This window comes from Streptococcus equinus, assembly GCF_049393805.1.
GTDB lineage: Bacteria > Bacillota > Bacilli > Lactobacillales > Streptococcaceae > Streptococcus > Streptococcus equinus.
Window position 1 is genome coordinate 1,304,148 of the sequence record NZ_CP185763.1, and the last position, 13,688, is coordinate 1,317,835.

10 protein-coding genes and 1 rRNA gene are annotated in these 13,688 nt (G+C 38.9%); 10 read left to right on the top strand and 1 reads right to left on the bottom strand.

All coding sequences use genetic code 11. From position 1 onward, the window contains the following. Positions 1-76 precede the first annotated feature (76 nt). From sufD to sufB, 4 genes are read left to right on the top strand one after another with little or no spacing between them, the layout of a single operon-like run. Positions 77-1,339, top strand: a complete 1,263-nt coding sequence (gene sufD, locus ACN0NP_RS06480; RefSeq protein ID WP_423216995.1) for a Fe-S cluster assembly protein SufD — start codon at positions 77-79, stop codon at positions 1,337-1,339. A gap of 1 nt (position 1,340) precedes the next feature. Continuing rightward, positions 1,341-2,573: a cysteine desulfurase gene (locus ACN0NP_RS06485; protein ID WP_157327687.1), complete on the top strand. Its 1,233-nt coding sequence runs from the start codon at positions 1,341-1,343 to the stop codon at positions 2,571-2,573. Continuing rightward, on the top strand, positions 2,560-3,006 hold the full coding sequence (sufU, locus tag ACN0NP_RS06490) for a Fe-S cluster assembly sulfur transfer protein SufU (RefSeq protein WP_003067579.1): 447 nt from the start codon (positions 2,560-2,562) through the stop codon (positions 3,004-3,006). The genes ACN0NP_RS06485 and sufU overlap by 14 nt, the downstream gene beginning before the upstream one ends. 4 nt (positions 3,007-3,010) lie before the next feature. Next, the gene (gene sufB, locus ACN0NP_RS06495; protein ID WP_024344763.1) at positions 3,011-4,429 is read left to right on the top strand and encodes a Fe-S cluster assembly protein SufB; all 1,419 of its coding nucleotides are present in this window, start codon (positions 3,011-3,013) and stop codon (positions 4,427-4,429) included. Positions 4,430-4,496: 67 nt separating this feature from the next. Here sufB and pbp3 read toward each other — a convergent pair whose 3' ends face one another. Next, positions 4,497-5,726, bottom strand: a complete 1,230-nt coding sequence (gene pbp3, locus ACN0NP_RS06500) for a D-alanyl-D-alanine carboxypeptidase PBP3 (protein ID WP_033152095.1) — start codon at positions 5,724-5,726, stop codon at positions 4,497-4,499. A gap of 199 nt (positions 5,727-5,925) precedes the next feature. Between pbp3 and ACN0NP_RS06505 the strand changes: the two genes are divergently transcribed. The 6 genes from ACN0NP_RS06505 (at position 5,926) to ACN0NP_RS06530 (ending at position 13,667) form a co-directional block, all read left to right on the top strand. Further along, complete coding sequence (locus tag ACN0NP_RS06505; RefSeq protein ID WP_027968240.1) at positions 5,926-7,578, top strand: peptide ABC transporter substrate-binding protein; 1,653 nt, start codon at positions 5,926-5,928, stop codon at positions 7,576-7,578. A 111-nt stretch (positions 7,579-7,689) separates the two neighbouring features. After that, on the top strand, positions 7,690-8,604 hold the full coding sequence (locus ACN0NP_RS06510; RefSeq protein ID WP_021141673.1) for an ABC transporter permease: 915 nt from the start codon (positions 7,690-7,692) through the stop codon (positions 8,602-8,604). 11 nt (positions 8,605-8,615) lie between these two features. Next, complete coding sequence (locus tag ACN0NP_RS06515) at positions 8,616-9,647, top strand: ABC transporter permease (RefSeq protein WP_039697643.1); 1,032 nt, start codon at positions 8,616-8,618, stop codon at positions 9,645-9,647. An 11-nt stretch (positions 9,648-9,658) separates the two neighbouring features. Beyond that, the gene (locus ACN0NP_RS06520) at positions 9,659-10,705 is read left to right on the top strand and encodes an ABC transporter ATP-binding protein (RefSeq protein WP_024344767.1); all 1,047 of its coding nucleotides are present in this window, start codon (positions 9,659-9,661) and stop codon (positions 10,703-10,705) included. After that, positions 10,705-11,637, top strand: coding sequence for an ABC transporter ATP-binding protein (locus tag ACN0NP_RS06525; protein ID WP_288263900.1), 933 nt, complete (start codon positions 10,705-10,707; stop codon positions 11,635-11,637). The genes ACN0NP_RS06520 and ACN0NP_RS06525 overlap by 1 nt, the downstream gene beginning before the upstream one ends. A gap of 482 nt (positions 11,638-12,119) precedes the next feature. Beyond that, positions 12,120-13,667 (top strand): 16S ribosomal RNA (locus tag ACN0NP_RS06530). Positions 13,668-13,688: the final 21 nt, after the last annotated feature.

Consider the following 13,688-nt stretch of genomic DNA (forward strand, 5'->3'; position numbering starts at 1 on the left):
TGATGATGTCAAAGTCTATGGTTTTAACCTAGACGATACTCGTATGTAGGATATAAAAAGGAGTAAACATCAAATTATGACGAAAGAATCAGTTTTAAATTTTTCACAAGCAAAAGCAGAGCCGTTGTGGTTGCAAGAACGACGTCTGGCTGCTTTTGATAATATAGATAAATTACCGTTACCAGAAATCAACCGAGTGAAATTTCACCGTTGGAATCTTGGTGATGGAACAATTTCAGAGGATGTAGCACTTGCTAACGTTCCTGATTTTACAGCTCTTGGAGATAACCCTAAGCTTGTTCAAGTTGGAACACAGACTGTTCTTGAACAGTTGCCAATGGACTTGATGGAAAAAGGTGTTGTTTTCACAGACTTTTACAGCGCTTTGGAAGAAATTCCAGAAGTAATTGAAAAATATTTTGGGTCTGCGCGTGGAGATAAAGAAGATAAGTTAACTGCTTATCACACTGCTTACTTTAATAGTGCCGCAGTGCTTTATGTTCCAGATAATGTGGACATTAAAGAACCAATCGAGGGTCTTTTCTTCCAAGATAAGGCAAGTGATGTTCCGTTTAACAAACATATTCTCATTGTAGTTGGAAAAAATAGTCACATTAGCTACTTGGAACGTTTTGAATCAATCGGTGAAGGAGAAGCAACAGCAACTGCAAATATTTCTGTTGAAGTCATTGCTTTGGACGGAAGTCATGTGAAGTTTTCAGCTATTGACCGTTTGGGCGAAAATGTTACGACTTATATTAGTCGTAGAGCTCGTCATGGCAAAGATGCTGTGGTAGATTGGGCGCTTGGTATTATGAATGAAGGCAATGTCATTGCTGATTTCGATTCAGATTTGTATGGTGATGGCAGTCAAGCCAATCTTAAAGTAGTTGCTGCTTCATCTGGACGCCAAGTTCAAGGTGTTGATACACGTGTCACAAACTATGGCTGTCATACTGTTGGACACATTTTACAACATGGTGTTATTCTTGAACGCGGTACTTTGACTTTTAACGGAGTTGGACATATCGTCAAAGGAGCCAAGGGAGCAGATGCCCAACAAGAAAGCCGAGTTCTCATGCTTTCAGATAAAGCTCGTTCAGATGCTAATCCAATTCTATTGATTGATGAAAATGATGTCACAGCAGGTCACGCAGCATCAATTGGACAAGTTGACCCAGATGATATGTATTATTTGATGAGTCGTGGTATTGATAAGGAAACAGCAGAGCGCCTAGTTATTCGTGGTTTCTTAGGTACTGTTATTACTGAAATTCCTGTCAAAGAAGTACGTGACGAAATGATTGCTGTGCTAGATAATAAATTGGAGCAACGCTGATATGAAAAAATTAGATGCTCACAAAATTGCTCAAGACTTTACGATACTTGACCAAATTGTAAACGACGAACCTTTGGTTTATCTTGACAATGCGGCAACAACTCAGAAACCACAAAAAGTTCTTGATGCCCTTAATGATTATTATCACACGATTAATGCTAATGTCCACCGCGGTGTTCACACACTTGCTGAACGAGCAACAGCAGCTTATGAAGCAAGTCGTGAAAAAGCGCGTCAGTTTATTAATGCAAAATCAACTAAAGAAGTTTTATTTACACGTGGAACGACGACAGGACTTAATTGGGTTGCGCACTTTGCGCAAGAAGTACTTCAAAAAGATGATGAAGTGCTCATCTCAGTTTTAGAGCACCATGCTAATGTTGTTCCTTGGCAGCAAGTTTGTCAAAAAACAGGTGCAAAATTAGTTTATGTCTATTTAAAAGACGGGCAGTTGGATATGGACGATTTGCGTAATAAGCTTTCAAATAAAACTAAATTTGTCAGCATTGCTCACGTTTCAAATGTTCTAGGTTCAATTCAACCAGTCAAAGAAATTGCTAAATTAGCTCACCAAGTTGGAGCTTATATGGTTGTTGATGGCGCGCAGTCTGCTCCGCATATGACTATTGATGTTCAAGATTTAGATTGTGACTTTTTTGCATTTTCAGGGCACAAGATGCTTGGGCCTACGGGTATTGGTGTTCTTTACGGTAAAGAAGAACTTCTTAATCAAATGTCACCTGTTGAATTCGGTGGTGAAATGATTGATTTTGTTTACGAACAAGAAGCGACTTGGACAGAGTTGCCTTGGAAGTTTGAGGCAGGAACACCAAATATCGCTGGTGCTATTGCTTTAGGTGCTGCAATTGATTATTTGAACGACCTTGGTTTAGATGCTGTTCATGCACATGAACAAGAACTTGTTGATTATGTTCTTCCTAAATTACAAGCAATTGAAGGACTAACAGTTTATGGTCCTAAGGATCCTAGTCAACACACTGGGGTAATTTCATTTAATCTTGATGGATTGCATCCACATGATGTAGCGACAGCACTTGATTATGAAGGTGTTGCGGTTCGCGCTGGACATCATTGTGCGCAACCTTTGATTACTTATCTAGGAATTCATTCAGCAGTGCGTGCAAGTTTTTATATCTATAATACGAAAGAAGATTGTGATAAACTAATAGAAGCAATTCTTAAAACAAAGGAGTTTTTCAATGGCACTTTCTAGATTAGATAGTCTTTATATGGCAGTTGTTTCAGATCATTCAAAAAATCCACACCATCATGGAAAATTAGAAGACGTTAATCAAGTTAATCTTAATAATCCGACTTGTGGTGATGTGATTTCACTTTCAGTAAAATTTGATGGTGATCGCATTTCAGATATTGCTTTTGCTGGTGACGGTTGTACAATTTCAACAGCTTCATCTAGTATGATGACTGATGCAGTTCTCGGTAAAACAAAAGAAGAAGCACTTGAACTTGCTGAGATTTTCTCAAAAATGGTTCAAGGTGAAAAAGACGATGCTCAAAAAAGATTAGGTGAGGCTAGTTTCTTAGCAGGAGTTTCAAAATTCCCACAACGTATTAAATGTTCAACTCTAGCTTGGAATGCCTTGAAGAAAGCTATTGAAAACGACGATAAAGATACAGAAAGGTAATTAGATGCCTGAAAAAAATGAAAAAGTAACACCAAAACCAATTGACCTTGGTGATTATCAATATGGCTTTCATGATGATGTGACACCGGTCTTTTCAACAGAAAAAGGAATCAGCGAAGAAGTTGTTCGTGAATTATCTGCTGAAAAAGGTGAGCCTGAGTGGATGCTTGAGTTCCGTTTGAAATCATTGGAAATTTTTAACAAAATGCCAATGCAAGATTGGGGACCAGATTTGTCAGATATTGATTTTGATGAAATCACTTATTACCAAAAAGCTTCTGATAAACCTGCTCGTTCATGGGAAGATGTCCCAGAAAAAATCAAAGAAACTTTTGAACGTATCGGAATTCCAGAAGCTGAACGAGCTTATTTGGCTGGGGCTTCAGCACAATATGAATCTGAAGTTGTTTACCATAACATGAAAGATGAGTATGATAAGCTAGGGATTATTTTTACAGATACAGATTCAGCTTTGAAAGAATACCCAGAGCTGTTCAAAAAATATTTTTCAAAATTAGTCCCACCTACAGATAATAAATTGGCAGCTTTAAACTCTGCATTTTGGTCAGGTGGAACATTTATTTATGTACCAAAAGGTGTCAAAGTTGAAATTCCTTTGCAGACTTATTTCCGAATCAATCGTGAATCAATGGGGCAATTTGAACGTACCTTGATTATCGTTGATGAAGGAGCAAGTGTTCACTACGTTGAAGGATGTACAGCACCAAATTATTCATCTGCTAGTCTTCACGCTGCAATTGTTGAGATTTTTGCACTTGAAGGAAGCTACATGCGCTATTCAACTATTCAAAACTGGTCAGATAATGTCTATAATTTGGTAACAAAACGTGCTACAGCTAAGAAAAATGCTACAGTTGAATGGATTGATGGTAACCTTGGTGCTAAAACAACTATGAAGTACCCATCTGTTTATCTTGATGGTGAAGGCGCGCGTGGTACAATGCTTTCGATTGCCTTTGCAAATAAAGGGCAACATCAAGATACTGGTGCTAAAATGATTCACAATGCACCACATACTTCATCATCGATTGTTTCAAAATCAATCGCTAAAGGTGGAGGTAAGGTTGATTACCGTGGTCAAGTAACTTTCAATAAAAATTCTAAGAAATCTGTCAGTCACATTGAATGTGATACCATTTTGATGGATGATATATCAAGTTCAGATACAATTCCATTTAACGAAATTCATAATTCACAAGTTGCTCTTGAACATGAAGCAAAGGTTTCAAAAATTTCTGAAGAACAGCTTTATTATTTGATGAGTCGTGGACTCTCAGAACAAGAAGCAACTGAAATGATTGTTATGGGATTTGTTGAGCCCTTTACAAAAGAACTTCCAATGGAATACGCTGTTGAACTTAATCGTTTAATCAGTTATGAAATGGAAGGGTCAGTTGGATAAATCAAAAGAGACGAGTTTAAAACTCGTCTCTTTTTTACGTATATTATATAGAAGGAAATTGGTAATTTTAAAGTTTTTCGTTGACGTAAGTTACGAAGTGGTTCCACCAGACTTTAAGAAAAATGCTTTTTTTAACCTCTTTTTTAGCAAGAGCAGGGACACTTGGTTTTGAATCAAGGTAACCAGTTCCTACAATTTGGTTATCGTTATATTCAAATTTTCCAACTTTGTCACCTTTGTTAATAGTTGCTTCATAACCTTTAGCTTTTGAAGAGAATTTGGCAGAAACATCAGTGCCAATGCGATGCACTACATTCAAATCTTGGGCAGCAACAACAGGGACTGTTTTTTCTTTCCCGTCTTTAACTTTTGCTTTGCTATTTTTATAAGATTGACCAGCTTCGATGATAGTAGTCATTTCGTAGTTTGATTTGACATAATCAAGGAGTTTGTTAGTAGCTTCGAAACGAGCAAAATCATTTTCTTCCCAACCATCCGCATTCATCACGACAGAGATAATGCGCATACCGTTTTCAGTTGAAGTAGCAACAAATGAAGCTCCTGCAAGTTCAGTTGTACCAGTTTTTAGACCATCGACGCCATCTCGTTCATAAGGCATATCTTTAAGCATGTAATTGTAAGTGTTCATTGTTGAACCATCAAAATCAGCTGTTGTTTGACTACTGATTTTTAAGACATCAGGATATTCTGTAATGAGATGGCGGGCAATTATAGCAATGTCTCGAGCACTTAGCATATTTTCATCTGTAGAACTAGATCCAGGGTAAATGTTATCGCCGAGGTAACTGTTATTTAAACCAGATGCGTTGACTAATTTAGCATCAGTAATTCCCCATTCATTGAGTTGAGCTTTCATCATGTCTACAAAATTGCTTTCGCTACCACCAATTTGTTCAGCTAGTGCGATTGCAGCGCTGTTAGCACTGGCGACCATAGCGGCATTGACTAGTTGTTCAACAGTGTATTCGCGAGCTTCCATAGGCACGTTACTTGCATCTGAGTTAGCTGTCAAATCGTAAGCATAGTCAGAAATTGGAACTTTAGTATCCCAAGAAAGATTTCCTTTATCGATTTCTTTGTAAGTTAAATAAACAGTTAATATTTTTGTCATAGAAGCGATACCAGCAGGTGTAGTAGCATCTTTTTCATAAAGAACTTTACCTGTAGTAGCTTCGACAGCAATTGCGTGCTTAGCAGCGACATCAAAATCATCTGCGTAAACACTACTTCCAATAAAAGCCAAGAGAATGGCTAAAGCAGCAATAACCTTTTTCATTGTTCCATCCTTTGTTAAAAAATTCAACAATATAATTATACCATATTAATGGTATATAAATAGTGTGTTAGATAATCTGACAAAAAATTCAGAAAAAACTACTTTCTTCAGAAAAAACTATTTTCTTTAAAGAAACTTTATGATATAATTCTACTTGTCAAATAATATAATTTAGAGAGAACAACTAGGAGGGCGTCACATGTCACTAGAAAGTAAAACATGGAAACGCATTGGCTTAGGAGCTGTTACTTTGCTCTCAACTGCTGTATTGGCAGCTTGTGGAGGAAAAAGCTCATCAACTTCTTCAAGTGATGAGATTAATTGGTACACTCCTACTGAAATTAGCACTTTGGATGTTTCAAAGGTTACAGATACTTATTCTTCAATTGCAATCGGTAACTCAGGTAGTAACCTTCTTCGTCGTAACGAAGATGGCGAATTGAAACCTGATTTGGCAGAGAAAGTTGAAGTATCTGAAGATGGATTAACCTATACTGCAACATTACGTGATGGTCTAAAATGGTCTGATGGTAGTGATTTGACTGCAGATGATTTTGTCTACACATGGCAACGTATTGTTGATCCAGCGACAGCTTCTGAGTATGCATATCTTGCATCAGATGCGCATGTTTTAAATGCTGCAGAAGTTATTAGCGGTACTAAGAGCGTTGATGAATTGGGAGTAAAAGCAGATGGCAATAAAGTTATCTTTACATTGTCTAGTCCATCTCCTCAATTTATGAGTCTTCTATCGTTTGCTAACTTCGTTCCTCAAAACAAAGCTTTTGTGGAAAAAGCAGGTAGTGATTATGGTACAACTTCTGAAAAAGCACTTTATTCAGGTCCATATACAGTAACAAAATGGAACGGCTCTAATGGTACATTTACACTTGTGAAGAACAAATACTATTGGGACGCTAAAAACGTAAAACTTAAAAAAGTTAATATCCAAGCTGTTAAAAAACCTGATACTGCAGTGCAAATGTACAAAGATGGTCAGCTTGATACAGCGAACATCTCAAGTACAGAAGCTATTTATAAAGCAAACAAAAATAGTAAAGACGTTGTAGATTCACCAGAAGCTACAACAGCATACCTAAATTACAATGAGTCAGGTTCTGTTAAAGCTTTGACAAATACTAAGATTCGTCAAGCACTTAACCTTGCTACAGATCGTGAAGGAATTGTAAAAGCAGCTATTGACACAGGTTCAAAAGCAGCGTCAGCTCTAGTTCCAACAGGACTTGAAACTTTGGAAGATGGAACTGATTTATCTGAATACGTATCACAAGATTACACTTATGATGCAAAACAAGCAGCAAAACTCTTCAAAGAAGGACTTGCTGAACTCGGTGAAAAATCAATCACATTGACAATTACAGCCGATTCAGACACACCTGTTGCGAAAGCATCAGTAGACTACATTAAACAAACATGGGAAGATGTTCTTCCAGGATTAAAAGTAGAAGAAAAATTCGTAACATTCAAACAACGTTTGCAAGATTCTAAAACACAAAACTTTGATGTAGTTCTATCACTTTGGGGTGGTGACTATCCAGAAGGATCTACATTCTATGGATTGTTCACATCAGATTCAGCTTACAACTATGGTAAATTTAGTGATGCAACTTACGATGCTGCTTACCAAAAAGCATTGACAACTGATGCTTTGGATCCTGCTGCTGCAGCAGATGATTATAAAACTGCTGAAAAAGCACTTTATGATAATGCACACTACAATCCACTTTACTTCCGTAGCACAAAAGCACTTCAAAATTCATCAATCAAAGGACTTGTTCGTAATTCAACTGGTTTGCAAGTTGACTTTACATATGCCTATAAAGACAAATAATCTTTAATAAGTATGGATATGGGCAAGAATTGGTTGCGACCAATTCTTGCTTTTGTTGACAGGTAAAAGTTTTCTCCTGCCAACAAAAGCAAATACAGAGAAGGAAATATTATGGTAAAATACATTCTTAAACGTGTTGCTATTCTTCTTGTAACACTCTGGGTAGTTGTTACCCTGTCGTTTTTCCTCATGCAAGTTATGCCTGGGACACCTTACAATAACCCAAAATTAACTGATGAGATGATTGCTTTAATGAACAAACAATATGGTTTGGATAAACCAGTTTGGCAACAATACCTTACTTACCTATGGAATATTCTTCATGGTGATTTCGGTACAAGTTACCAATCTATTAACCAACCTGTTGGACGTTTGATTTCTCAACGTTTGGGTGTATCAATTCAATTGGGTGTTCAAGCTTTAATCGTTGGACTTCTTTCAGGTATTGTTGTTGGTGCGGCTTCAGCACGTAACAAAAATAACTGGATTGATGGTGTTCTTAGTGTTATTTCTACACTTGGTATTTCAGTACCATCATTCATTATTGGTCTATTCCTATTAGTTACACTTGGTTTCAAATGGAGCTTATTCCCACTTGCTGGTTGGGGTTCATTTGAACAAACTATTATGCCATCAATCGCCTTGGCAATTCCAGTATTTGCTCAAGTAACACGTTTCTTCCGTGGACAAATGATTGAAACTTTGAGTTCTGATTATATTCAATTGGCGACAGCTAAAGGTTTGAATAAACGTCAAGTTGCTCGTAAACACGCATATCGTAACTCAATGATTCCAGTTTTGACTTTGGTTGGTCCAATGGCAGCTAACTTATTGACAGGTTCAGCTTTAATTGAACAAATTTTCTCAATTCCCGGAATTGGTCAACAATTTGTTACATCAATCCCAGCTAAAGACTATCCAGTAATTATGGGAACAACAATTGTCTATGCAATGATGTTGATGGTTGCTATTTTGGTAACAGATATTGCAACAAGTATTGTTGATCCACGTGTACGCTTGCAATAAGGAGATTATTCATGGCAGATAAAAATAGAGAATTTAAACTTGTTGGTGTTGGTTCAGCCAGCTCACAAGAAAAAATTGAAAAGCCTGCTCTTTCTTTTATGCAAGATGCATGGCGCCGTTTGAAAAAAAATAAATTAGCAGTTGTTTCAATGTGGTTCTTGGGAATCTTACTAGTATTTTCAATGATTTCAGTAATCTTAGTTCCACGTGATGACGCAAATGCTTTTAATACAAAAGAAGTTACAACATACCGTAACCTTCCACCAAAAATCAGTGACAATCTTCCTTTCTGGAATGGTACAATCACATATTCTGGTAGTACAGAAGCTACTGATGCTTATGCTGATCAAGGAGTACCAGAAGGAACTAAATTTATCCTTGGTACAGATAACCTAGGACGTAGCGTTGCAAAACGTATAATTGTTGGTGTTCGTATATCACTTCTTATTGCCATTGTTGCTACATTAATTGACCTTTTGATTGGTGTAACTTATGGTTTGATTTCAGGTTATGTTGGTGGACGTGTCGACATGGTCATGCAACGTATTATTGAAGTCATTTCTTCAATCCCTAACTTGGTAATTGTAACAATGCTTGGTTTGTTACTTGGTAATGGTGTTACATCAATCATCATTTCAATTGCCATCGTTGGTTGGACTTCAATGGCACGTCAAGTACGTAATTTGACACTTTCATACCGTGAACAAGAGTTTGTTCTTGCAGCTCGTTCATTGGGCGAAAGTGCACCAAAAATTGCATTCAAACATATCCTTCCAAATATTTCAGGTATTATTATTGTTCAAATCATGATGACAGTTCCAAGCGCCATCATGTACGAAGCTGTACTTTCAGCTATTAACCTCGGGGTAAAACCACCAACAGCATCACTTGGTTCTTTGATTACTGATGCTCAAGAATATTTACAATATTACCCTTATCAAGTTACTCTACCAGCCCTTGCTTTGGTATTAATCTCACTTGCTTTCATCTTGCTAGGTGATGGTCTTCGTGATGCATTTGATCCAAAATCTGGTGATCGTTAGGAGGAAAAATTATGAGTGAAGAAACAATTTTACAAGTTAAAAACCTCCATGTAGATTTCCATACCTACGCTGGAGAAATTAAAGCTATCCGTGATGTCAATTTTGACTTGAAGAAAGGTGAAACCCTTGCTATCGTAGGTGAATCTGGATCAGGTAAATCTGTAACTACAAAAACATTGATGGGGCTTTCTGCTTCAAATGCAACAATTACAGGTGAAATTGACTTTAAAGGTAAAAAACTTACTGAACTAAAAGAAGACGAATGGATTAAAGTACGTGGAAATGAAATTGCGATGATTTTCCAAGATCCAATGACAAGTCTTGACCCAACAATGAAAATTGGTCAACAGATTGCTGAACCAATTATGATTCACGAAAAAGTTTCAAAACAAGAAGCTTGGGCTCGTGCACTAGATTTGATGAAAAATGTTGGTATTCCAAATGCTGAAGAACACATCAATGATTACCCACACCAATGGTCAGGTGGTATGCGTCAACGTGCGGTTATTGCGATTGCACTTGCAGCTAATCCAGATGTTCTGATTGCAGATGAACCAACAACAGCCTTGGACGTTACAATTCAAGCACAAATTCTTAACTTGATGAAGAAAATTCAAAAAGAAAGTGGTTCATCAATTATCTTTATTACCCACGACCTTGGTGTTGTTGCTGGTATGGCTGACCGTGTAGCAGTTATGTATGCTGGTAAAGTGATTGAATACGGTTCAGTTGATGAAGTATTTTACAATCCACAACATCCATATACTTGGGGCTTGCTAAACTCAATGCCAACGACTGATACAGAAGCAGGTAGCCTACAATCAATCCCAGGTACTCCACCAGATCTTCTTAATCCGCCAAAAGGTGATGCGTTTGCTCCACGTAATGAATTTGCATTAGACATTGATTACGAAGAAGAACCACCAATGTTTAAAGTTAGCGACACACACTATGCTGCAACATGGTTGCTAGATGAACGTGCACCTAAAGTAACACCACCATTACCAATTCAAAAACGCTGGGCAAAATGGAAAGAACTTGAAGGGAGAAAAGCTTAATGACTGAAAATAGAAAAAAGCTTGTTGAACTTAAAAATGTATCTTTGACCTTCAACGAGGGTAAAAAGAACGAAGTAAAAGCAATCAACAACGTTAGCTTTGACATCTACGAAGGTGAAGTATTTGGTCTAGTTGGTGAATCAGGTTCTGGTAAAACAACTGTTGGACGTGCTATCTTGAAACTTTATGATATCAATGGTGGAGAAATTGATTTTAATGGTGAAACAGTTTCTAACCTTAAAGGTAAAGAGTTGCATGAATTCCGTAAAAACGTCCAAATGATTTTCCAAGACCCTCAAGCAAGTCTTAATGGTCGTATGAAAATTCGTGACATTGTTGCAGAAGGTCTTGATATTCATAAATTAGTTAGTAGTAAAGAAGAACGTGATGAAAAAGTTCAAGAATTACTATCATTAGTTGGTTTGAACAAAGATCACATGACTCGTTACCCACATGAATTTTCAGGTGGTCAACGTCAACGTATCGGTATTGCTCGAGCACTTGCGGTCCAACCAAAATTTATCATTGCTGATGAACCAATTTCAGCCCTTGACGTATCAATCCAAGCTCAAGTTGTAAACTTGATGCAAAAACTTCAACGTGAACGCGGCTTAACATACTTATTCATCGCTCACGATTTGTCTATGGTGAAATACATTTCAGACCGTATCGGTGTTATGCACTGGGGTAAAATGCTTGAAATTGGAACATCTGATGATGTTTACAATAATCCAATCCACCCATACACTAAGAGTCTGTTGTCTGCTATTCCTGAACCAGACCCAGAATCTGAACGTGGACGTGTACACCAAGTGTATGATCCTACTGCAGAGCTTGATGGCCAAGAACGTGAAATGCGAGAAATTACTCCAGGACACTTTGTACTTTCAACAGAAGCAGAAGCAGAAGAATACAAAAAAGCATTACAATAAAAAAGAGAGCAAGAAGCTCTCTTTTTTGCTGTTTAAGCAGATTTTTAAATTAACATAACAGCTCAAACATAACCGAAATTTAACGTTTGAAAACGAAATGTAAATAAGATGAAAAAACTTTTCAAAAAAGTGTTGACAGTGTAAGTTAAGTTTAGTATACTAATATAGCTGTCGCATGAGACGGCAGTCGCTTCTAAGAGGTTTGAAAAAAACTTTGAAAAAAGTTCTTGACAAAGTCACTTAGAAATGCTAAACTAATATAGCTGTTGTTTGAGAGAGAACGATGGCAATCAGATTTGAAACTTGTTTGAAAAAACTTTGAAAAAGTTGTTGACAACGAGAGTTAAATTTGATAGAATATAGAAGTTGTCTCGAGTGAGACAAAGACCTTTGAAAACTGAACAATACGAACCAAACGTGCGGGTTACGGAAGTAACCTGTCAAAAAACGATAAATCTGTCAGTGACAGAATGAGAACAAGATTAAATGAGAGTTTGATCCTGGCTCAGGACGAACGCTGGCGGCGTGCCTAATACATGCAAGTAGAACGCTGAAGACTTTAGCTTGCTAAAGTTGGAAGAGTTGCGAACGGGTGAGTAACGCGTAGGTAACCTGCCTACTAGCGGGGGATAACTATTGGAAACGATAGCTAATACCGCATAACAGCATTTAACACATGTTAGATGCTTGAAAGGAGCAATTGCTTCACTAGTAGATGGACCTGCGTTGTATTAGCTAGTTGGTGAGGTAACGGCTCACCAAGGCGACGATACATAGCCGACCTGAGAGGGTGATCGGCCACACTGGGACTGAGACACGGCCCAGACTCCTACGGGAGGCAGCAGTAGGGAATCTTCGGCAATGGGGGCAACCCTGACCGAGCAACGCCGCGTGAGTGAAGAAGGTTTTCGGATCGTAAAGCTCTGTTGTAAGAGAAGAACGTGTGTGAGAGTGGAAAGTTCACACAGTGACGGTAACTTACCAGAAAGGGACGGCTAACTACGTGCCAGCAGCCGCGGTAATACGTAGGTCCCGAGCGTTGTCCGGATTTATTGGGCGTAAAGCGAGCGCAGGCGGTTTAATAAGTCTGAAGTTAAAGGCAGTGGCTTAACCATTGTTCGCTTTGGAAACTGTTAGACTTGAGTGCAGAAGGGGAGAGTGGAATTCCATGTGTAGCGGTGAAATGCGTAGATATATGGAGGAACACCGGTGGCGAAAGCGGCTCTCTGGTCTGTAACTGACGCTGAGGCTCGAAAGCGTGGGGAGCAAACAGGATTAGATACCCTGGTAGTCCACGCCGTAAACGATGAGTGCTAGGTGTTAGGCCCTTTCCGGGGCTTAGTGCCGCAGCTAACGCATTAAGCACTCCGCCTGGGGAGTACGACCGCAAGGTTGAAACTCAAAGGAATTGACGGGGGCCCGCACAAGCGGTGGAGCATGTGGTTTAATTCGAAGCAACGCGAAGAACCTTACCAGGTCTTGACATCCCGATGCTATTCCTAGAGATAGGAAGTTTCTTCGGAACATCGGTGACAGGTGGTGCATGGTTGTCGTCAGCTCGTGTCGTGAGATGTTGGGTTAAGTCCCGCAACGAGCGCAACCCCTATTGTTAGTTGCCATCATTAAGTTGGGCACTCTAGCGAGACTGCCGGTAATAAACCGGAGGAAGGTGGGGATGACGTCAAATCATCATGCCCCTTATGACCTGGGCTACACACGTGCTACAATGGTTGGTACAACGAGTCGCGAGTCGGTGACGGCAAGCAAATCTCTTAAAGCCAATCTCAGTTCGGATTGTAGGCTGCAACTCGCCTACATGAAGTCGGAATCGCTAGTAATCGCGGATCAGCACGCCGCGGTGAATACGTTCCCGGGCCTTGTACACACCGCCCGTCACACCACGAGAGTTTGTAACACCCGAAGTCGGTGAGGTAACCTTTTGGAGCCAGCCGCCTAAGGTGGGATAGATGATTGGGGTGAAGTCGTAACAAGGTAGCCGTATCGGAAGGTGCGGCTGGATCACCTCCTTTCTAAGGATAAACGGAAGCACG